This window comes from Nocardia asteroides, assembly GCF_021183625.1.
Lineage (GTDB): Bacteria > Actinomycetota > Actinomycetes > Mycobacteriales > Mycobacteriaceae > Nocardia > Nocardia asteroides_A.
Map to the genome: position 1 here is coordinate 800,670 of NZ_CP089214.1, position 20,820 is coordinate 821,489.

Genomic DNA, 20,820 nt, shown 5'->3' on the forward strand with positions numbered 1-20,820 from the left:
GCGTACTCCTATGCGGGAAGGGCGGCGGCTTCGCGCCTGGCCACGGTCTCGGCGAGCTCGCGGGCGTGCAGGGCCGGGTCGCCGCCGGCCAGCGCCCAGCCCCTGGCCCGGACCAGGTAGGCGGCCGCGGCCGCCTCGGCCGAGACCCCGAGCCCGCCCTGCACCTGCACCGCCATGGTCGCCGCGGTGGGTGCCTCGCCGGTGATGTAGACGAAGGCCGCGGCGGGCAGCTCCGGCTGGTGGCCGGGGTCGTGCTCGGCGAACCAGGCCGCACGGCGGGTCAGGTTGCGGCCCGCGTTCACCGCGACCGCGATATTCGCCAGCGGATGCGAGATCGCCTGCAGCGTGCCGATCGGCACCCCGAGCGTGTACCGGGTGTTCGCGAATTCGGCGGCGATGCGCAGGGTTTCATCGAGCAGCCCGACCAGGGCGGCGGCGGTGAGCACCCGCCACTCGTCGAGCGCGTGCCGGTACGCCGCGACCGCCTCCTGGCCGCTGCCGAGCACGGTCGCGGTGGCCGCCGCGGCCGGGTCGACCCAGGCCATCGGCAGCCTGCCGATATTGTCCACCCGGGCAGGGCCGCTGTCGAAGCTCAGCCGGAGCACGTCGGCGCCCTCCAGCACCAGGATCTCCTCGGCCACCGCACCGGCGGGCACCAGCCTGCGCCCCGGGCGCTGCCCCGGGTTCGGGTCCAGCGCCACGATCCGCCTGCCGTCCGTGATGTCGCGCCCCGGCGCCGCGCCGAGCGCGGCCAGCAGCCGCGCGCCGACGACGTGGTCGATCCACGGCACCGGGGCGAGTGCACGGCCCAGCTCCTCGGCGAGCAGGGTCAGCTCGACCAGCCCGGCGCCGTCGCCGCCCGCGGATTCCGGCAGTGCCATGCTGGCGGCGCCGGTGCCGCAGAGCTGCTCCCAGAGGCTCTTGTCGAACCCGGTGCCCTCGGCCGCGCGGACCGTCTCGATCGGGCAGCGGGTGCGGAAGAACTTGGCGTAGACGGCCTGCAGTTCGGTCTGGTCCGCGGAGAGGCTGTAGTCCTGCCTGCGCAGTTCGTAGCGGTTCATCCCTGCTCCTGCTGGTTCACGCCGTCGGCGAAGAAGAAGTCGCGCGCGTTGGCGTAGAGGTAGTTGTCGAGGACGTCGGCGGGCAGGTCGAGCGCGCGTGCCTCGGGCAGCACGCGGCGCATCGGCAGCACCGGCCAGTCCGAGCCGAAGATGACCTTCCGCGTGCCCCTGCTCCGCATGTAGTGGATCAGGCTCTCCGGCAGCCGCTTCGGCGACCACGCCGAGGTCATCAGCCGCAGATTCGCGTACTTGATCAGCAGCCGGATCGCGACGTCCCACCACGGGTCGGCGCCGTGGATCATGCACAGCTTCAGCTCGGGGAAGCGCACGCAGACCATGTCGAGGTGGATCGGGTTCTGCACCTCGCCCGGGATGGGCGGGCCCGGGATGCCGGTGTTCATGCAGAGCGGCAGCCCCAGCTCCGCGCACCTGTAGTAGAGCGGGTAGTAGACCGCGTCGCTGGGCGGGTACCTGCCGTCTCCCCAGAAGCTGGCACCCATGGCGGTGTAGGCGACGGGCAGATCCCGGGTGAGCGCGGTCAGCTCGCGCAGCGAGGCCACCGGGCGCAGCAGGTCGACGCCGTTGACCGCGAGCGCGAACCGCTCCGGCCGCGCCTCGACGAACTTCAGCGCCGTGGCCGAGGGCCTGCGCATGTTGTACATCAGGATCGCCTTCTCGACACCCTGCTCGTCCATCTCCTCGATCAGCTCGTCCAGCTCCGGCTGGGCGAACATCGACTTCGGGCCCTTGAAGTAGTCGTCGCGCACCTTCAGCATCCAATCCGGCTGCTGCTCGACCTCGCCGAAGTGCACGTTGGCGAGGCAGTCGATGGCTCTGGTCACGAATCAGGCTCCGATCTCTCCTACGGCGGGCACCAGGGCCCGCTCGGCCGCCCACCGGTAGTCGGGCTTGCCGTTGCCGAGGCGCCGCACCTCGGGCACGGCGAGGAAGTCCTTCGGGATCTTGTAGCCGGCCAGCCGCTCCCGGCAGGCGGTGCGCAGCGCGAGCACCGGGATCTCGCCGGATTCGGCGCAGACCAGCGCGACGACCTCGTTCCCCCAGCGCGGGCTCGGCCTGCCGACCACCAGGGCGTCCGCGATGCCGGGGCAGCCGCGCAGCACCTCCTCGACCTCCTCGACGAAGACCTTCTCGCCGCCGGTGTTGATCACCAGCGAATCCCGGCCGAGCAGCCGAAGGGTGCCGTCCGCGTCGACGGTCACCCGGTCGCCCGGCACGGCCATGCGCTTGCCGTCGATCTCCGGAAAGGTGCGCGCGGTGGCCTCGGGGTCGTCGAAGTAGCCGAGCGGAACCCGCCCGACCCGCACCGCCCAGCCGATCTCGCGCTCCCCCGGCTCCAGGAAGCGGGCCCGGTCGGCGGAGATGGCGGTGCCGCCCGGCATCGGGGAGAAGGTCTCGACCGGGTTGCCCCTGCTGCTGCGCCCGAAGCCCATGCCGCCGGTCTCCGAGGAGCCGTAGCCCTCCATGATCATGATGTGCGGCAGCAGCTCCAGCAGCGCGCGCTTGTACACCGGGTTGGTGGCGGCGCCGCCGGTGCCGATGCCGAACAGCCCCGACAGGTCGTAGGAGCGCTCGCGCAACGCGGCGACCAGCGGCGCGGCGTAGGCGTCGCCGACCATGGTGAGCAGCGCGGCGTGCTCGCGCTCCGCGGTCTCCAGGGCTGTGCGGGCGTCGAAGCGGTCGCGGTCGTCGTAGAGGACGATGGTCTGCCCGGCCAGCAGCCCGGCGCAGGCGGTGAAGATGCCCGCGGCGTGCGAGAGCGGGGACATGGCGAACCAGGACTGGCCGGTCGCCCGCGCGAAGGCGTGCAGTACGTCGGTGGACTCGTGGTCGGCGCCGTTCATCGAGGAGACGTACAGGTCGGCCTGCCGCCACAGCACCCCCTTCGGCCTGCCGGTGGTCCCGCCCGTGCACAGCATCGCCACGTCGTCGGGGGATGTCTCGATGACCCGGTCCGGGTCGCCCCGGCGCACCGCGTCGTCGAAGCCGATCGCGCCGGGGAGCTCCGGCGCGCCGCTGCCGTCCTCGACCACGATCAGCAGCAGCTCCGACAGCTCAGGAACGGCCTCGGCCAGCACCGGCCCGAAGGCCCGGTGGTACACCACCGCGCTGGGGCGCAGGTAGGCGAGCAGCTCGCCGACCTCGTGCGCGGTGTAGCTGGGGTTGACGTTGACCGGAACGGTGCGCGCCTTGAGGCAGCCGATCATGGCGTCGAGGTAGAGGTCGTTGCGCATGAGCAGCGCGACCCGGTCCTGGCCGCACTCCCAGCGCTCCAGCTCGGCGCGCTCGGTGTGCAGGCCGAGCCCGCGATCGGCGAGGAAGTTCGCGAGCCTGCGGGTGCGCTCGGCGGACTCGGCGAAGGTGCTGCGGCGCTCGCCGCAGACCGTCATCGTTCGCTCCGGCACCGCCGACGCCACGGCGTCGAGCACCGTGCCGATGGTCCATTCGGTCACTGCGTTCCTCCACGAAAATCCCGGCTGATGCCGTTACTGTATACCTATCGGTAAGGGTGTATACAAGATTTGGGACGGCAACTCGGATGAAACCGAGGCGCGGTGAGTGTCCGAAGGCACCGCCCCCGGACACTCAGGGCACGATCGCCGTGCGCAGTACCGGCTCCGCCACCTGCTGGCGGGCGAAGATGCCGCGGCGCAGCGCGGTCAGCAGGGCGGTGCGGGTCTCCTCCGGGCGGATCAGCTCGTCGAAGCCCATGTGCTCGGCGGAGTGGTACGACGCCAGCAACTCCATGTCGCGCAGTTGCGCGGCCACCTCCTCCTCCGCGCCGGAGGCGAGCCCGAGCGCGGCCGCGCTCATCGCGCCCATGGTGGCGCCGGGGTAGGCGTAGGCGGCGGTCTGGTTGTCGAAGCCGATGAGCGACATGACCATCGACCCGAACCCGTACGCCTTGCGCAGCGTGAGGTGCAGCTTGATGGTGCTCGCCGTGGTCTGCGCGACGAACATCTTCGCGCCCGCCCGCAGCACGCCTGCGCGCTCGGATTCGCCACCGGGCAGCATGCCCGGGTTGTCGGCGAGGAACACCAGCGGCAGGTGGAACGAGTCCGCGACCGCAATGAAGTGCGCGGCCTTCCCGGCCGCGGGGGCGTCGATGGAGCCGGCCAGGATCTCGGGCTGGTTGGCGACCACCGCGACCGGGTGCCCGCCCAGGTGGGCCAGCGCGCACACGATCGCCGGGCCGTAGCCGGGCTGCACCTCGAACCAGTCGGGGGTGTCGAAGACGACGTCGAGCACCGCGCGGATGTCGTAGGTGCTCCGGTTGTCCCGGGAGATGATCTCGAGCAGCTCCGGGGTCGCGCGTGGCTCTGTCGAGTCGTCGGAGAGCAGCGCGGGCGGGTATGACCACGCGCTCGACGGGAAGTACGACAGGTAGCGGCGGATCTCGTCCAGCGCGTCCTCGTCGGTCTCGGCGAGGTTGTGCACGAGCCCGCTCGGCACCGCCACCTCCGGGCCGCCGAGATCCTCCTTGCTGATCACCTCCCCGGTCGACTCCCGCACCACCGGCGGGCCTGCGGTGAAGATCGCGCCATGGCGGCTCATGATCGCGAAATCCGAGACCGGGGCGATGAGCGCGCCGTGCCCGGCCGACGGGCCGAGCACGGCGGTGACCATCGGCACCTTGCCGGAGCACTGCGCCTGGGCCAGCAGATCGGTCGGGGTGCGGCCGTAGTGCGCGCCGGTGGGGCGGAAGCCCGCCCCCTCCAGCAGCATCACCAGCGGCACCTTGTTGCGCACCGCCAGCTCGGCCAAGCGGTAGCGCTTGGCGTTGCTGCCCGGCGCGATGGTGCCCGCCACCGTCGTGAAGTCCTCCGCGCCCACCATCACCGGGGTGCCGTTGATCAAGCCGGAACCGGTTACGATGGCGTCGGCCGCGATCTCGCCGCCGACCAGCGCACCGAACTCCTGGAACGTGCCCGGATCGAGCAGGTGCGCGACCCGGGCCCGCGCGTCCAGCTTGCCCTTGGCCCGGTGCTTCGCGACCCGCTCGGGACCGCCCATAGCCGTCGACCGTTCCCGGCGGCCGTCGAGGTCCTCGAGCGTTTCCTTCCAGCTCATGGCGGGGCTCCTCAGCGCAGGGTGTAGCGGATCGGCAGGTGCTTGAGGCCGCCGACGAAGGTGGTGGCGGTCAGCTCCGGCTCGCCGGCCAGCTCCACCGAGGTGAGCCGCGGGATCAGCTCGGCGAAGAAGCGGTTCACCTCGAGCCGGGCCAGCGCGGCGCCGAGGCAGAAGTGCACGCCGAAGCCGAAGGCGACGTGCTTGTTCGGCTCGCGCCCGATATCGAAGCGGAACGGGTCGTCGAAGGCCTCCTCGTCGCGGTTGGCCGAGATGTAGGAGAGCAGCAGCGAATCGCCCTCGGCGATCGGCACCCCGCGCAGCGTGGTGTCCGCGGTCGCGGTGCGCATGAACGCCTTGACCGGGGTGACCCAGCGGATCATCTCCTCGGTGGCCTGCGGCAGCAGCGACATGTCGGCGCGCAGCCTGGCCAGCTGGCCGGGGTTCTCCGCCAGCGCGCGCAGCCCGCCGGAGATGGTGCCGCTGGTGGTGTCGTGGCCCGCCGTCGCGATGATCGCGTAGTAGGAGACGGTGTCGATCTCGGAGAGCGGTTCGCCGTCGACGCGGGCATTGGCGATCGTGGAGGCGAGGTCCTCGGTCGGCGTCGCCCGCCGCGCCCCGGTGATCTCGGTGAAGTAGGCGAACATGTCGAGCAGCGCGCCGATCTTCTCCTCCTGCGAGACCGCCGATCGCTGGTACTCCTCGTCGTCGCTGCCGAGCAGCTCCTGGGTGAGCTTCAGCATCCGGGGGAAGTCCGACTCCGGGACGCCGAGCAGCGACATGATCACGAAGAGCGGGTAGTTGACCGCGACCTCCTGCACGAAATCGCACTCCCCGCCCGCGTCGCGCATCCGGTCCACGTACCGCTTCGCCAGCTCGGTGATGCGCAGCTCCATGGCGCGCATGGCCTTCGGCGCGAACCAGTCGGCGGCGACCGCGCGGACCACGCGGTGCTGCGGATCGTCCATGTGGATCAGGGTGCGGATGCCGACGGCGGCCTGCTGCTCGTCGGACTCCGCCGACATCAGCACCGGCCGCGGCCAGTTGCTGAACAGCGCGCCGTTGCGCTCGACCGCGAGCACGTCGGCGTGCTTGGTGACGGCCCAGAAGGGCTTGTACCCGGGGACGTCGACATACGACACGGGGGTCCTGGCGCGCAGGCCCGACAGCGCGGCGTGCAGCCGCGGCTCGTCGGTGTAGGCGGCGGGCTCCGCGAGTACCTTCGCGGCTTCATCGACGATCTCCGTGCTCATCCGGTCTGTTCCGTCCAGTCGAGGCTCGTTGTCTCGGTAGCAAGGGTGATTTATAGTCGACCTTACTGTCAAGCATTCCGTAAGACCTTCGAGCCGACTGGACGGTGGTATTCCCATGGCACAGCCACAGCGCAGGATCGTGGTGGTCGGAGCGGGGTCCGGCATCGGCGCGGCCACCGCGGCGCACTTCCACGCGGCGGGCGAGCACGTGCTCGCGGTCGACCTGCGCGACAACGACACCCCGGCCACCGAGCACCGCCGCTGCGACCTGCGCGACCCCGCCGCCGTCGAGCGGCTGCTCGCCGCGATCGGCGACGGCTGGGACCTGCTCGCGCACGTCGCGGGCATCCCCGGCACCGCGCCCGCCGCGGAGGTGCTCGCCGTCAACTACCTCGGCCTGCGCCGCACCGTGACCGGCATGCTGCCGCTGCTGCGCACCGGCGGCGCGGTCGTCACCGTCGCCTCGGTGGCCGCGCTCGGCTGGCAGCAGCGCATCCCCGAGCTGGAGGGGCTGCTCGCGGCGACCGACGAGGCCGCGGTGCTGGCGTGGCAGGCGGGGCAGGACCCGGCCTATCCGGTGTACAGCACCGCCAAGCAGGCCGCGGTGCTCTTCGCCACCCGGCTCGCGCCCGCGGCCTGGCAGAAGTACGGGGTCCGGGTGAACACGGTGAGCCCCGGCCCGACCGAGACGCCGATCCTCGGCGACTTCGAGACCTCGATGGGCAAGGAGGTGCTCGACACCGTGAAGGCCACCGTCGGCCGCCATGCCACCGCCGCCGACATCGTCCCGGTGATCGCGTTCCTCGGCTCGTCCGCGGCGGGCTGGGTGAACGGCCAGGACCTGCATGTCGACGGCGGCTTCGTCGCCCCGATGTCGGTCGGCGGCCCGCTCGCGCTGTGACCGACCACTACTGAAAGGCGCACTGTGGACAGCCCCGTGCAGGAGGAACCGGTGACCATCGACCTCCGCGATCCCTACCCCTTCTTCGCCGCCAACCGCCGCGCGAACGGCGTGTACCACGGCGGCGTCATGGACTACACCCGCACGCCGCCGGAGTTCCGGCCACGCGACTCCTGGTCCGCGCTCTCCTGGACCGCGGCCAATGCCGCGCTGCGCGACACCGAGACCTTCAGCTCGAAGCTCTACGACAGCACCATCGGCGTCTTCATGGGCCCGACGATCCTGGCCATGCACGGCTCCAGGCACAAAGCGCACCGCAACCTGGTGACGGCCGCATTCAAACCGCAGTCGCTGCGCACCTGGGAGCCGGAGATCGTGCGCCCGATCTGCACCGCGCTGATCGATGAGTTCGCCGAGCGCGGCAGCGCGGACCTGGTGCGCGAGTTCACCTTCGAGTTCCCGACCCGGGTGATCGCCCGGCTGCTCGGGCTCCCGGAGGAGGAGCTGCCCTTCTTCCGCAAGGCCGCCGTCGACATCATCAGCTACACCGGTGACCACAGGGCCGCCTTCGCGGCGTCGGGTGCGCTGCAGGAGTACTTCCAGGGCCACATCGATCAGCGCCGATCCCAGCCCACCGAGGACATCATCGGCGACCTCGTCGCCGCCGAGATCGACGGCGAGAAGCTCACCGACGAGGCGATCTACTCGTTCCTGCGGCTGCTGCTGCCCGCCGGGCTGGAGACCACCTACCGCTCCTCGGGCAATCTGCTGTACCTGCTGCTCACCCACCCCGAGCAGTTCGAGGCGGTGCGCGCGGACCGCAGGCTGCTCAACCCCGCCATCGAGGAGGGGCTGCGCTACGAGACCCCGCTGACGCTGGTGCAGCGCACCGTCACCAGGGATACCGAGCTGGCGGGTGTGGCGATCCCACGCGGCGCGACGCTGGACATCTGCCTCGGCGCGGCCAACCGGGACGAGCAGCGCTGGGAGCGCGCCGAGGAGTTCGACATCGCCCGGAAGCGGCTGCCGCACCTCAGCTTCACCGCCGGCGCGCACACCTGCCTCGGGCTGCACCTGGCCCGGATGGAGACCAGGGTGGCGCTGGAGGTGCTACTGGACCGGCTGACCGGGATCACCCTGCTCGACGACGGCGACCCGCACATCTTCGGCCAGCCGTTCCGCTCCCCCACCGCGCTGCCGGTGTCGTTCGAGGTGGCCGGGTGAGCGAGCGCGACCCCTTCGACCTGTCCAGGCGTTCGGCACCGGTCACCGGCGCCGCGGGCGGGATCGCCGCGGCGGCCCGCGTCGCAGCGCTCGGCACAGCGGGGATTGCCGTTCCCGCCCAGGAAGGAACGTCATGACCGTCCTCCTCGTCGAGCAGCACGGCGGCGTGCGCACGCTCACGCTGAACCGCCCGGAGCGGCGCAATGCGCTCGATCGCGCGCTCTGGGCGGCGCTGCGGGAGCAGCTCGCCGAGATCGCCGCCGGCGCGGCGCGGGCGGTCGTGCTCACCGGCGCCGGCGGCGCATTCTCCGCCGGAGCCGACCTCTCCGCCACCGCCGACGTCGAGGAGTTCCCCGACCCGGCCGAGGAGATGCGCGGCATCAACGAGGTGGTGCGGCGGCTGCACGAGCTGCCGGTGCCGACGGTGGCCAAGGTGCGCGGCCCGGCCTACGGCGCGGGCTGGAACCTCGCGCTCGCCTGCGATCTCGTGATCGCGGCGCCCGATGCCCGGTTCTGCCAGATCTTCACCCGCCGGGCGCTCTCCCCGGACTGCGGCGGGTCGTGGGTGCTGCCCCGGCTCGTCGGGTTGCAGCAGGCCAAGCGGCTCACCCTGCTCGCCGAGGCGATCGGCGCGGAGGAGGCGCGCCAGCTCGGGCTCGTCACCTGGGTGCGGCCGGAGGCCGAGATCGACGCCCGCACCGCCGAACTCGCCGGGCGGCTCGCCGCCGGAGCGCCGACCGCGCTCGCCCAGACCAAGGCGCTGCTCGCCGCCGGCGCGGACCGGACCCTGGCCGAGGCGCTCGACGCCGAGACCCGCGCGCAGGCGGTGAACCTCGCCGGGACCGACGTCCTCGAGGCGTTCGCCGCCTTCCTGGAGAAACGCGAGCCGATATTCCCCGGCGCGAACGGGAATTCGACCGCCGCCGAGATAATGTGACCTGAGATACATTCGGGGCGGATTCCACTACCGCGGCGCCGTCGGAAATACCACACGGTAAACCCCGTGGTAGCATCTACCGTGCGGATTTCGACAATCCGCTTCCGGCATTTCCCCGGCGGCGCCGGATACCGGAGACCCCCAGCATCGCAGAGGAAGTGAGTTCGACGATGGCGAAGCGCGCAACGCCAGTGAAGCGGCAGCGCCGCGAGCGAGGATCGCTCAATCCCGATGACATCATCCAGGGCGCTTTCGAACTCGCCGAAGAGGTCTCCATCGACGGGCTGAGCATGCCGCTGCTCGGCAAACACCTCGATGTCGGCGTCACCAGCATCTACTGGTACTTCCGCAAGAAGGACGACCTGCTCAACGCCATGACCGACCGGGCGCTGAGCCAGTACGCCTTCGCCGCGCCCTTCGTCGAGGCCGACCACTGGCGCGAGACGCTGCGTAATCACGCACGGACAATGCGGGAAACGTTTCTCGGTAATCCCATTCTCTGCGATCTGATTCTGATCCGCTCCGCGCTGAGCCGCGATGCCGCCCGTCTCGGCGCGCAGGGAATCGAGCGCGCGATCAACACTCTGGTCAAAGCGGGATTCTCCGTCGACGACGCCTTCGACCTCTATTCCGCGATCAATCTGCACGTGCGCGGCTCGGTCGTATTGCAGCGGCTCTACGACAAGAACAAGGAACTCGACGCCGAGGCGTCCGCGTACTACGAGGACATCGCCATCGAGCCGGAGACAACGCCGCTGCTCGCCGAGGCGATGGCGCGGGGGCGGCGCAGTGGCGCGCCCGACGATCGGAACTTCGAGTACGGGCTGGAGTGCATTCTCGACCACGCGAGCCGGGTGATCGCGGGCAGCGCGCCCGCCGCCCCGGCGAAGAAGGCGCCCGCGAAGGCGGCGGCCGAGACCGCGGCGCCGGCCAAGGCTCCGGCGAAGAAGACCGCCGCGAAGCGCTCCGCGACGAAGGCGCCTGCCACGCGCACCCGGCGCACCGCCGCCGCCTCCTGACCTGTTCCGTCCGCACAGCGGAACCCGCGCCCGCTCACCCGGGCGGCCGCGATCGCGGGTCCGGGTCATCGCGCGACAAGCTCCGTGCCCCGGCCCAAACCGGCCGGGGCACGGGTCGCGTTCACGGCTCCGGCACGTGGAAGTGCTCGTCCCGCAACCGGAACGCCTCGCGCGTACCATGCTCCGCCCGCGTCTTGACGAAGTTGAACTCGCCCGCGCCGAACTGCAGATTCGTGCCGAAAGCGTGGAAGAGGTAGCTCGCCACCTCCTCCCCCTGGTACGCCTGGCTCTGCTCCACCAGCCGGAACGCCTCCTTGGCGATCACCACCCCGTCGGCGGGCATCTTCGCCGCCTTCTCCGCCCAGTAGCGCGCCCGCGCCGTCACCTGCCCCGGCTCGCAGGTCTCGGTGAACACGCCGAGGTGCTCGAGCGTGCCCGCCTCCACGATGTCGCCGGTGAGCAGCAGCCGCCGCGCCAGCACCGGGCCGAGCCGGTGGAAGAACATGTGCAGGCTGCCGAGCGCGGGGCCGAGGAAGCGGGTGGCGGGCATGCCGAGCCGCGCGTCCCGCGCGACCACGGCGATATCGGCCATCAGCGCCAGCTCGAAGCCACCACCGAGGGCGAAGCCGCCGACCTCGGCGACGGTGACCTTCGGGAAGCCGAGGAACTCGTGGTAGAAGTCGAAGGACCTGCGATCCACGGTGAGCCTGCGCCGCTGGCTCGGCCTGCTCTTCTTCGGCGCGGCGCCGTTGCCATCCCCGTACCAGCCGTAGGCGTTGTTCATGTCGGCACCGGTGCTGAACACGCCGCCCGCGCCGCGCAGCAGGACAACGGTGATGTCGTCGTCGGCGGCGACCTCGTCGAGGAAGCCCGCCAGGCCGTCGCGCATGGTCGCGTCGTAGGAGTTGCGGCGCTCGGGGTTGTTCAGGGTGATCGTGGCGATCCGGCGGTCCTCGTCCACCTCGTAGCGGACGCGGCCGTCGGCGGCGCTGGAAGCGGTCATCGCGGGATCCCTTCGGTCGTCGGCGCGCCGGGGGCCCGGCGGCGGCCGTATCCGGTGCCGGTGAGGCGTTCCGGCGTCGCCGCGACCGTCGCGACCGTCGCGCGGCACAGCACCTCGTCGCCGCGGCGCAGCTGGGCGTTCGATTCGATGCCCGCCGCGGTGGCCGTGCGCGCGATCGCGAAGTTCAGCTCGGTGAGCAGCGGGGTCGGGCGCCGGTAGGTGATCGTCAGCGACCTGGTCTTGCCGGTCACCCCCGCCGCGCAGCTGTGCTGCTGGACCACGCAGTCGAAGAAGACGCCGAGGAAGCCACCGTGCACCAGCCCCGGCGGGCCCTCGAAGGTCACCGGGAAGCTCACCCGCCCGGTCGCCGATGCCGGGTCGGCGGCATCGAAGACGTACTCGGGGAAGCTCGGGTTGTAGGCGCCGATGTCGAAGGCGTGGTCGAGGTAGATCCGGCGCTCCGGGTCGTCCGCGGCGTCGCCCACCCGTGGCCGCGGGTCGGCCGGCGCGGTGGCGGTGAGCGCGCGCTCCCACTCCGCGAACCGCGGCAGCATCTCCTCGACCACCGGCTGCGGCTGCTCCTGCGCGAGCAGCAGCGCGGTGAGCCGGCGCAGCGCGGCCGCCGCCGCCCCGGTCTGGGCCAGCGGCCGCTCACCGAAATGGATCTCCATGCGGGCTCATTCCTCCTCGGGCACGACCCCACCTTGGCAGACGAGCAACGGTATTGTCTACTGTATCTATCTCAGTAGCGAATGGAGGACGGCGGTGGGCGACGCGGAGACCGGAGTACGGCGGGACGGGGTGGTGCTGCGGCTCACCCTCGACCGGCCGGGGCGGCGCAACTCGCTGACCCCGGAGATGGTCGAGACCCTGGTCACCGCGCTGACCGCGGCCGCATCCGACGACACCCTGCGCGCCATCCACCTGCGCGGCGCGGGCGAGCACTTCTGCGCGGGCGTCGACTTGGTCTCCGGCAACACCGGCGACGCCAAGCCGCGCACCGGCTCGGTGCTGCGCCGTGTACCGCACACCGCGCACCGGGTGATCGAGCTGCTGCACACCGTCCAGCTCCCGGTGGTCGCCACGGTGCGCGGCTGGGCCGCGGGCATGGGCTGCAACCTGGCACTGGCCGCCGATTTCACCGTCGCCGCCCCCGGCGCGACCTTCTGGGAGCCGTTCCTCGACCGCGGCTTCAGCCCCGACTCCGGCGCCACCTGGCTGCTGCCGCGGCTGACCGGGCTCGCCAGGGCCAGGCGGATGCTGCTGCTCGGCGAGCGGGTGGACGGCACCACGGCCGCCGAGTGGGGGCTGATCCACGAGGTCGCCGACGACCCGGACGCCGCCGCCGAGGCACTGCTGGCCCGGCTCGCCGCCGCGCCGACCGTCGCGTTCGGGCTGGCCAAGCAGGCACTGGCGCAGAACCTGCACGCGACCCTGCCGCAGGCCATGAACAACGAGCTGTTCGCGCTCGAACTGGCCTGCCGCACCCGCGATTTCAAGGAGGGCCTCGCCGCCTTCCGCGACCGCAGGGCACCGGAGTTCGAGGGCCGATGACCACCGACGAAGGGAAGCCCATGCCGTACGAGTCCATCGGATACGAGGTCGAGGGGCATACGGCCACCGTCACGCTGAACCGGCCCGACGCGCTGAACGCGCTGAGCCCGCACATGATCACCGAGTTGCGCGCCGCCTACGCCGAGGCCGAGCACGACGACCGCGTCTGGCTGCTGATCGTCACCGGCACCGGCCGGGCCTTCTGCACCGGAGCCGACGTCAAGGCAATCCCCGGCGACGGCAAGGTGCTGAACGAGCGCCCGTACCTGTCCACCTACGAGCAGTGGGAGGCGCCGCAGGAGGGCACTCCCCCGTTCCGCACCATGGCCAAACCGATCCTGACCGCGGTGAACGGGATCTGCTGCGGGGCCGGGCTGGACTGGGTGACCACCTCCGACATCGTGATCGCCTCCGAGCGGGCCACCTTCTTCGACCCGCACGTCAGCATCGGCCTGGTCGCCGGGCGCGAGGTGGTGCGGCTGGCGCGGGTGCTTCCCCGCTCGGTGGCGCTGCGGATGGCGATCATGGGCAAGCACGAGCGGATGAGCGCCGCCCGCGCCTACGAACTCGGGATGATCACCGAGGTGGTCGAGCACGACCGGCTGCTGGAGCGCGCGCACGAGCTCGCCGCCGTGGTCAACCGGAACGCGCCGCTCGCCGTGCGCGGCACCCGGCTCGCGATCCAGAAGGGGCTCGACCTGCCGCTGCACGAGGCGGAGATGCTGGCCGAGTCCTTCCGCGAGCGCGTCACCCGCACCGAGGACGCGCTGGAGGGGCCGAAGGCGTTCGTGGAGAAGCGGACTCCGCAATGGCGGGCGCGGTGAGCGCGGGCACCCCGGCGCACTCCGACGCCGCCGGATACGACACCGTGCTGCTCGAGGTCGATCCGGCGGCGAAGGTCGCCACCATCACCCTCAACCGGCCGGAGCGGCTCAACGCCTTCGACCGGCGCATGTGCGAGGAGATGGCCCGGATCTGGCAGTCACTGCGCACCGACGACCGGGTGCACGCGGTGGTGCTGCGCGCCGCGGGCGAGCGTGCCTTCAGCGCCGGGCTCGACATCAAGTCCAGCTACGGCCAGCCCGGCAGCATCTGGCACCACGAGGATCCGGGCGAACTGCTCAGCCCCAAGTGGCAGAAGATGTGGAAGCCGGTGGTCTGCGCGGTGCAGGGCATCTGCACCGCGGGCGCGTTCTACTTCGTCAACGAATCCGACATCGTGCTCTGCGCCGAGGAGGCCACCTTCTTCGACTCGCACGTCTCGGCCGGACTGGTCTCCGCGCTCGAACCGATCGGGCTGATGCGCCGGGTCGGGCTCGGCGAGACGCTGCGCATGGCGCTGCTCGGCAACGACGAACGGGTCTCCGCCGCGACCGCGCTGCGCATCGGGCTGGTGAGCGAGGTCGTGCCACGGGCCGGACTCCGGGCACGGGCGCACGAGATCGCCGCGACGATCGCCGCCAAACCGCCGTCGGCCACCCAGGGCACCGTCAAGGCGATCTGGGAATCGCTGGACAAGCCGTACCGCGCCGCCCTGGACCAGGGGCTGATCTACACCCGGCTCGGCAATCCGCTCGGCACCGCCGAACTCGCCGCGCGCGGCGGACCCGCCCCCACCGAACCGAGGATTCGCTGATGAGCACCTCCGTCCATCCCCTCATCCGCCGCCTCGCCGCCGTGCTCGCGCTGCGGCCGGACGCCCCCGCGATCGAGTTCGACGGCCACTGGCACACCTGGGGCGAGCTCGCGGGCCCGGCCGCGCGGATCGCCGCGCTCACCCGCGCGCACGCCGTCGACGGCGCGGCGCCGATCGGCATCCTGCTGCGCAACACCCCCGCGCACGTCACCGCCTTCCTCGGCGTGCTCGGCGCGGGCGGCACCGTGGTCTCGATCAATCCGTCCCGCGGCGAGGAGCGCACCCGCGCGGACCTGATCGAACTGGACCTGCCGCTGGTGCTCGGGCTACCGGGGGATCTGGCGGCGGTGGTGCCCGACGGCACCCCGACCGGCTCGCTGGCCGGGCTCTTCACCGGACCGACCCCGGAGTACGGCGTCGATCCGCTCCCCTGCCCGGTGGCGGTGCGCATGCTCACCAGCGGCACCACCGGCCCGCCCAAGCGCATCGACCTGGGCTACGACATGCTGGCGCACAGCGTGATCGGCCCCGGTTTCCGCACCACCCCCGACCCGGCGGAGCCGCGCGCCGGGGTCGCGATCGTGAACGCGCCGCTGGTGCACATCGGCGGGGTCTACCGGGTGCTGCAGTGCGTCGCCGAGGCGCGGCCGTTCGTGCTGCTGCCGCGCTTCGAGCTGGAGTCCTGGGCCCGCGCGGTGCGCACGCACCGCCCGCGCGCGGTGTCGCTGGTGCCCGCCGCGCTGCGCATGGTGCTGCACTCGAAGCTGACTCGTGCGGATTTGGCGAGCGTCGCGGTTGTCACCTCGGGCACCGCGCCGTTGGCCGCCGCGGACGCCGACGCCTTCCACGAGAAGTTCGGCATTCCGGTGCTCACCTCCTACGCCGCCACCGAGTTCGGCGGCGGCGTGGCGGGCTGGACGCTCGCCGACCACCGCGAGTTCTGGGCGACCAAGCGCGGCAGTGTCGGCCGGGCGCAGGGGGGTGCTGCGCTGCGGGTCGTCGCCGACGACGGCAGCCCGCTTCCGCCGGGTGAGCCGGGGCTGCTCGAGGTCGTCCCCGGCCAGCTCGGCCCCGATGCCGACTGGATCCGCACCACCGACCTGGCCCGGCTCGACGACGACGGCTTCCTCTGGATTCTCGGCCGGGCCGACCAGGCCATCATCCGCGGCGGGTTCAAGGTGCTGCCCGACGACGTGCGCGACGCGCTCGAGGCGCACCCGGCGGTGCGCGGCGCCGCCGTCGTCGCCCGGCCCGACCCGCGGCTCGGGGAGACCCCGGTGGCGTTGGTGGAGCTGCGGGCCGGGACGCACACCGACGCCGACGAGATCGCCGCCTTCCTCCGCGACCGGCTCGCCGGGTACGAGCTGCCGACCGAGATCGCGGTGGTGCCGGAGATTCCGCGCACCCCCTCCGGGAAGCCGGATCTGGGTGCGGTGCGACGGCACTTCACCGACGCTGCCGGAGCTCAGCTCCCCACCGCCGTGGCCGGCGTCCTCGCCGCCGGAGGTGAGCATGTCCGGTGACGCGCTCGACACGGACCGGCCGGGAGGTCGTGCCGGGAACGACACCATCGATGCGGTGCTCACTGCCGCTGCGGCCGCCCATCCCGACCGCGAGGCGGTGATCGATCCCGAACACCGGCTCACCTACGGCGAACTCGATACCGCCACCGCCGAACTCGCCGCCGGACTGGTGGCGGCGGGCATCGGTACCGGCACCCGGGTCGGGCTGCTCGCGCCGAACAACACCGGCTGGGTGCGCACCGCGATCGCGCTGACCCGGATCGGCGCGGTCCTGGTCCCGCTCTCCACCCTGCTCACCCCGCCGGAGCTGCTCGCCCAGCTACGCACCGCCGGAGTTCACGTGCTGATCACCGCCGAGGAGTTCCGCGGCCACCGCTACCTCGACGATCTGCGCGCGGCGCTGAACTCCCCGCTCACCGCGCCGATCCTGCACCCCGACGTCCCGGCCCTGCGAACCGTGCTGACCACCGGCGACGCGGCCGCGCTGCGCGGCGACGCCACCGCGGCCGCCGTCGCCCGCGCCCTCGCCGCCGCGGTGACCCCCGCCGACCCGCTGACCATCCTCTTCACCTCCGGCAGCCGCGGCACCCCGAAGGGGGTGATCCACGCCCACGGCAGCGCACTCGGCGCGGTGCGGGCCGGGCTGGCCGACCGATGCATCACCGCCGAAACCCGCCTGTACCTGCCGATGCCGTTCTTCTGGGTGGGCGGTCTCGGCGGCGGCGTTCTGTCCGCCCTCCTGGCGGGCGCCACCCTCGTCACCGAGGAGATCCCGCACCCGGCGACCACCCTGCGCCTGCTGGAACGCGAACGCGTCACCCTGTTCCGGGGCTGGCCGGACCAGGCGCAGGCGCTCGCCCGCGAAGCCGATGCCATCGGCGCCGAGCTGTCCGCGCTGCGCCCGGGCAGCCTCGAGGCACTGCTCCCACCCGCGCTGCGCGCCGAGCCCGGCGCCCGCGCCAACCTGTTCGGAATGACCGAATCCTTCGGCCCCTACTGCGGCTACCCCGCCGACACCGACCTGCCGGAGCGGGCTCGGGGCAGCTGCGGCCGCCCGTTCCCCGGCACCGAGGTCAGCATCGACGCCCCCGCATCGGGGGAGATCGGTGAGATCCTGATCCGCGGCCCGCACATCCTGCGCGGCCTGTGCGGACGCACCCGCGAGCAGCTCTTCACCCCGGACGGCTTCTACCGCACCGGCGACCTCGGCCGCCTCGACGAGGCCGGATTCCTCTTCTACCACGGCCGCACCGACGACATGGTCAAGGTCAGCGGCGCCACCGTCTACCCCGGCGAGGTGGAGCGCGCGCTGCGCTCGCTCCCCGCGGTGGACCGCGCCTACGTCACCGACCTGCCCGGCCCGCGGCTCGCCGCCGCCGTGGTATGCCCCCCGGACACCACGGCCGACGAGCTGCACACCGCGACCCGCGGCGTCCTCAGTGCCTTCAAGGTGCCCGCGATCTGGCTGCTGCTCGACTCCGACGACCTGGTCCCGCGCGGCGGCACCGGCAAGGTCGACCTTCCCGCCCTGCGCGCGCTGCTCGACGCCAGGGGCACCACAGCGAGGAACTCACGATGACGGCGCTCGAAGCGTCGCGGCGGGCTCGGCCGCGGCGGCCAGGCGGCCCGAGGGCGCGGCGCGGGCATCGCCGAGTGCTCGGCCGATGTTTTCGATTGGCAGTACCCGATGTCCGCGGACGGCATAGCATTGCCTCGCTCCACGCTTCAGATCACAGTCCGGCTTGCCATGTGTGCTTGAACCGACCCCTTTCGGGAGGCTGTCATGAACGATGAGCGTGACCAGTTCGCCGAGCTGTCCGAGGTCCGGATGTGCTACCGCGACGAGGGAAATCCGGCGGGTGAACCGCTGCTGCTGATCATGGGCCTGAGCTCGCAGCTGATCCACTGGCCCCAGGAGATCGTCGACCGGCTCGGCGAGCGGTACCGGGTGATCCGGCCCGACAACCGCGACAGCGGGCTGACCGAATGGAAAGGCGATCCGAAGCAGTACTTCCTGCGGGCGATCGCGCGCGACACCGTGGAGCTGCTCGACCACCTCGGTATCGACCGCGCGCACGTCGTGGGCGCGTCGATGGGCGGGATGGTCGCCCAGCTGCTCGCGATCGAGCACGGCTCGCGGGTGCTGTCGCTCTGTTCGATCATGAGCACCCCGCACGTCTCCATCGGCATGGCCGAAGGCGAGGTGCTCGAGGAGCTGACCAAGCCGCTGCCCGAGGACCGCGACGAAGCGATCGCCCAGATCGCCGCGCTGTACGCCTTGATCGGGTCGAAGACGCACGCCGACTCCGAACGCGCCCGCCGGCTCGACATGGCCACCCGCTCCTACGACCGCGCTCAGCACCCCCAGGGCTCGGTCCGTCAGGTCAGCGCGGCCCTCATGGCGCCCAACCGCACCGAGGGGCTGCGGGGGCTGCGGCTGCCCGCCCTGGTCGTCCACGGCGGCGAGGATTCCCTGATCGAGATCGCGGGCGGGGAGGCCACCCACGCCGCCATCGCGGGCTCGACCTACCTGCCCCTGGCCGATATGGGCCACGACCTGCCCCAGCCGCTGCTGGCCCGGATCGCCACCGAGATCCAGGCCAACGCCAGCCGGGCAGCCGCGGTCGTCTGATCGGCCCGAGCACCAACGCTCACCGCAGCCCGACCGAGCACCACCGAGCCGCGATACTCCTTGCGGCCGGTGGTGCTCGGTCGAGGCGAAGCCGCCCCCACGAAGCCGGGCTCGACCTGCTCCCCGGCCCGGAACGCGGCTTGGGAATCGATTCGGTCCGCGGGGTTGCATCCGGTACCCGGGTACAGGCTTACCGTGAATCCATGACCGACGATGACCTGCGCGAACAGATGACGAAGCTGTCCGCGTGCACGCTTCCGACCGCCGAGCGTCCGACCCGGCTGGCCGAGTTCGACACCTTCTTCGCCCGCTCGGTGACCGCCACCGCCCGCCCCGCACCGACCCGGCTGGAGCTGCGGCTGCGCACCGGTGGCGACGCCGAACCGGTCGGGCGGGACCTGGCCGCGCGCGAGTCGGCGTGCTGCTCGTTCTTCACCTTCTCCTTCACCCCCGGCCCGGCCGGAACGCTGGTGATGGGGATCGAGGTCCCGCCCGCGTACCTCGAAGTCCTCGACGCCCTCGCCGGACGCGCGCAGGCCGCCGTGATCGGTGCGGGCCGATGACCGGGTTGCGCAGCGGGGCGCTGGCGGCCGCGGCGGGGGTCAACGTCCAGACCCTGCGCTACTACGAGCGCCGCGGCATCCTGCCCGAACCCGACCGCTCCCTGGGCGGGCACCGGCTCTACCCCCAGCAGTCGGTGACGGTGCTGCGGGTCATCAAGGCCGCCCAGCGCCTCGGATTCACCCTCGACGAGGTCGCCGACCTGCTCGAAGCCACCCAGCTCGGCGCAGGTCGCGCCGATACCGGGCTGCGCGAACGCGCCCGCGCCAAACTGATCGAGGTCGACACCAAGGTGGCCGAGCTCACCGCGGTCCGCGACACCCTCGCCGCCGCCATCACCGCGGGCTGTGCGGACCTGCTGGTGTGCAGCGAGTCCCCACGCTGCCCGATCCCGTTCACCGGGACCGAGACCCACCCCGCCGCGGCCGGTGTCAGCGAAGCCGCGGGAGACAGTTGTGGCTGCTGACAGCACACGCACGCGGCGCTGGTAGGCGCCGATCATCGCCGGGCAGCGATGTGCCTCGGCAGCTGCGCCTGGCCGGGGTCGCGGCTGTCATGTACGCACCCCGGCCGCGCTGCCCCTGGTACGGGGGTCGGGGTGATCGCCGATGCGACACGGGACTCAGGTACGTCGACCACCACCGAACTCCCGCCGAACCACCCAGGAACCGCGCCGGCATTCGACCACGAAACCATCTGCGCAGTCGAACGCACCGGCAGCCCCTCGACGCACTGCGTCGAGGGGCCGGGTGACCACAGCGGTGGACATCGCCTGAGGTCGGCGCGGAGGCTCCGGGTCTCATCTCACCGGCAGCGGGCGGCGCTCAGATGGTGAACGAGATGCCCGGGGCGGCGTTCTGGTTGTTCGCGCCGCTGCTGATGTACAGGGTCCCGGCGTTCGTGTCGTCGTTGATCTCGACCACGATGTCGTGCTGGCCGGCGACCAGGTTGCCGACGGCGAAATGGGTGGTCGCGCTGCCCTTCCCATCCGTGGTGAACGCCACCCCGGACGCCACGGGCGCTTTCCCGTCGAGCTTGTAGAAGGTCCTGAGCTGCTTGTTGGCCTGGTTGGTGGCCTCGAGGTGCACGACCACGTGAACGGTGGGGCCGTTGGCCCAGACGAACGCGTAGCTGTCACCGACCGAGAGCGACTGGCCGCGGGCGTAGCCGACGAACGGCTGAATGTTCTGCCAGAGCGGGGATGCGGGAAGCGGAGCCATCTGTTTTCTCTTTTCTATCCGAAAATCTCGAGCCACACGAAAATTGAACGGCGAAATACCGACGGACCGCGAATTCGCGAACCGTAGGAAAAGGTTGATAGACCCCCGCACCGAACCGTGACCCTGTGGCACCAGTGATCATAACCCCATCTACGTGCGGTTATGTCGCCTCTTGATCTTCCGGGCGAAAATGGGAAATTTCTACATGAA

At 71.7% G+C, this 20,820-nt stretch carries 21 protein-coding genes; 13 read left to right on the top strand and 8 right to left on the bottom strand.

The window, feature by feature from the left end; genetic code table 11:
- Positions 1 to 8 precede the first annotated feature (8 nt).
- The 5 genes from LTT61_RS03990 to LTT61_RS04010 form a co-directional block, all read right to left on the bottom strand.
- Positions 9 to 1,061 (bottom strand): acyl-CoA dehydrogenase, encoded by a 1,053-nt coding sequence (locus LTT61_RS03990; RefSeq protein WP_233018568.1) that lies wholly within the window; start codon positions 1,059 to 1,061, stop codon positions 9 to 11.
- Positions 1,058 to 1,903, bottom strand: a complete 846-nt coding sequence (locus LTT61_RS03995) for an amidohydrolase family protein (RefSeq protein ID WP_233018569.1) — start codon at positions 1,901 to 1,903, stop codon at positions 1,058 to 1,060. The genes LTT61_RS03990 and LTT61_RS03995 overlap by 4 nt, the downstream gene beginning before the upstream one ends.
- 3 nt (positions 1,904 to 1,906) lie before the next feature.
- Positions 1,907 to 3,532, bottom strand: a complete 1,626-nt coding sequence (locus tag LTT61_RS04000) for an AMP-binding protein (RefSeq protein WP_233018570.1) — start codon at positions 3,530 to 3,532, stop codon at positions 1,907 to 1,909.
- 133 nt (positions 3,533 to 3,665) lie between these two features.
- Positions 3,666 to 5,150, bottom strand: coding sequence for an acyl-CoA carboxylase subunit beta (locus tag LTT61_RS04005; RefSeq protein ID WP_233018571.1), 1,485 nt, complete (start codon positions 5,148 to 5,150; stop codon positions 3,666 to 3,668).
- 11 nt (positions 5,151 to 5,161) lie between these two features.
- Positions 5,162 to 6,400: a cytochrome P450 gene (locus LTT61_RS04010; RefSeq protein WP_233018572.1), complete on the bottom strand. Its 1,239-nt coding sequence runs from the start codon at positions 6,398 to 6,400 to the stop codon at positions 5,162 to 5,164.
- 115 nt (positions 6,401 to 6,515) lie between these two features.
- On the opposite strand from LTT61_RS04010, the gene LTT61_RS04015 reads away from it, so the two are divergent.
- The 5 genes from LTT61_RS04015 (at position 6,516) to LTT61_RS04035 (ending at position 10,481) form a co-directional block, all read left to right on the top strand.
- Positions 6,516 to 7,301, top strand: coding sequence for an SDR family oxidoreductase (locus LTT61_RS04015; protein ID WP_233018573.1), 786 nt, complete (start codon positions 6,516 to 6,518; stop codon positions 7,299 to 7,301).
- A gap of 24 nt (positions 7,302 to 7,325) precedes the next feature.
- The gene (locus LTT61_RS04020; RefSeq protein ID WP_233018574.1) at positions 7,326 to 8,525 is read left to right on the top strand and encodes a cytochrome P450; all 1,200 of its coding nucleotides are present in this window, start codon (positions 7,326 to 7,328) and stop codon (positions 8,523 to 8,525) included.
- The gene (locus LTT61_RS04025) at positions 8,522 to 8,662 is read left to right on the top strand and encodes a hypothetical protein (protein WP_233018575.1); all 141 of its coding nucleotides are present in this window, start codon (positions 8,522 to 8,524) and stop codon (positions 8,660 to 8,662) included. The genes LTT61_RS04020 and LTT61_RS04025 overlap by 4 nt, the downstream gene beginning before the upstream one ends.
- Positions 8,659 to 9,462, top strand: coding sequence for an enoyl-CoA hydratase/isomerase family protein (locus LTT61_RS04030; protein WP_233018576.1), 804 nt, complete (start codon positions 8,659 to 8,661; stop codon positions 9,460 to 9,462). The genes LTT61_RS04025 and LTT61_RS04030 overlap by 4 nt, the downstream gene beginning before the upstream one ends.
- A 170-nt stretch (positions 9,463 to 9,632) precedes the next feature.
- Complete coding sequence (locus tag LTT61_RS04035) at positions 9,633 to 10,481, top strand: TetR/AcrR family transcriptional regulator C-terminal domain-containing protein (protein WP_233018577.1); 849 nt, start codon at positions 9,633 to 9,635, stop codon at positions 10,479 to 10,481.
- 121 nt (positions 10,482 to 10,602) lie between these two features.
- On the opposite strand, the gene LTT61_RS04040 is transcribed toward LTT61_RS04035, so the two are convergent.
- Both LTT61_RS04040 and LTT61_RS04045 read right to left on the bottom strand, forming a co-directional pair.
- Complete coding sequence (locus LTT61_RS04040; protein ID WP_233018578.1) at positions 10,603 to 11,484, bottom strand: enoyl-CoA hydratase/isomerase family protein; 882 nt, start codon at positions 11,482 to 11,484, stop codon at positions 10,603 to 10,605.
- Positions 11,481 to 12,155 carry a hypothetical protein gene (locus tag LTT61_RS04045; protein WP_233018579.1) on the bottom strand — a complete coding sequence of 225 codons (675 nt, stop codon included), beginning with the start codon at positions 12,153 to 12,155 and terminating at the stop codon, positions 11,481 to 11,483. Before LTT61_RS04045 ends, LTT61_RS04040 begins: the two co-directional genes overlap by 4 nt.
- A 94-nt stretch (positions 12,156 to 12,249) precedes the next feature.
- Here LTT61_RS04045 and LTT61_RS04050 point away from each other — a divergent pair, with 94 nt between their 5' ends.
- From LTT61_RS04050 to LTT61_RS04085, 8 genes are all read left to right on the top strand, one after another.
- Positions 12,250 to 13,038, top strand: coding sequence for an enoyl-CoA hydratase/isomerase family protein (locus tag LTT61_RS04050; protein WP_233018580.1), 789 nt, complete (start codon positions 12,250 to 12,252; stop codon positions 13,036 to 13,038).
- Between the two features lie 20 nt (positions 13,039 to 13,058).
- Positions 13,059 to 13,862, top strand: a complete 804-nt coding sequence (locus LTT61_RS04055; protein ID WP_233021320.1) for an enoyl-CoA hydratase/isomerase family protein — start codon at positions 13,059 to 13,061, stop codon at positions 13,860 to 13,862.
- A complete protein-coding gene (locus LTT61_RS04060; protein ID WP_233018581.1) occupies positions 13,847 to 14,674 on the top strand; it encodes an enoyl-CoA hydratase/isomerase family protein in 828 nt (275 codons plus the stop codon). Before LTT61_RS04055 ends, LTT61_RS04060 begins: the two co-directional genes overlap by 16 nt.
- Entirely contained in the window at positions 14,674 to 16,197 is a 1,524-nt protein-coding gene (locus LTT61_RS04065; RefSeq protein ID WP_233018582.1) for a class I adenylate-forming enzyme family protein, read from the top strand. Before LTT61_RS04060 ends, LTT61_RS04065 begins: the two co-directional genes overlap by 1 nt.
- Complete coding sequence (locus LTT61_RS04070) at positions 16,187 to 17,776, top strand: class I adenylate-forming enzyme family protein (protein WP_233018583.1); 1,590 nt, start codon at positions 16,187 to 16,189, stop codon at positions 17,774 to 17,776. The genes LTT61_RS04065 and LTT61_RS04070 overlap by 11 nt, the downstream gene beginning before the upstream one ends.
- Positions 17,777 to 17,980: 204 nt before the next feature.
- Positions 17,981 to 18,829, top strand: coding sequence for an alpha/beta fold hydrolase (locus tag LTT61_RS04075; protein ID WP_233018584.1), 849 nt, complete (start codon positions 17,981 to 17,983; stop codon positions 18,827 to 18,829).
- Between the two features lie 203 nt (positions 18,830 to 19,032).
- A complete protein-coding gene (locus LTT61_RS04080; protein WP_233018585.1) occupies positions 19,033 to 19,392 on the top strand; it encodes a hypothetical protein in 360 nt (119 codons plus the stop codon).
- Entirely contained in the window at positions 19,389 to 19,856 is a 468-nt protein-coding gene (locus LTT61_RS04085; protein ID WP_233018586.1) for a MerR family transcriptional regulator, read from the top strand. The genes LTT61_RS04080 and LTT61_RS04085 overlap by 4 nt, the downstream gene beginning before the upstream one ends.
- 358 nt (positions 19,857 to 20,214) lie before the next feature.
- On the opposite strand, the gene LTT61_RS04090 is transcribed toward LTT61_RS04085, so the two are convergent.
- The gene (locus tag LTT61_RS04090; RefSeq protein WP_233018587.1) at positions 20,215 to 20,610 is read right to left on the bottom strand and encodes a hypothetical protein; all 396 of its coding nucleotides are present in this window, start codon (positions 20,608 to 20,610) and stop codon (positions 20,215 to 20,217) included.
- Positions 20,611 to 20,820 lie beyond the last annotated feature (210 nt).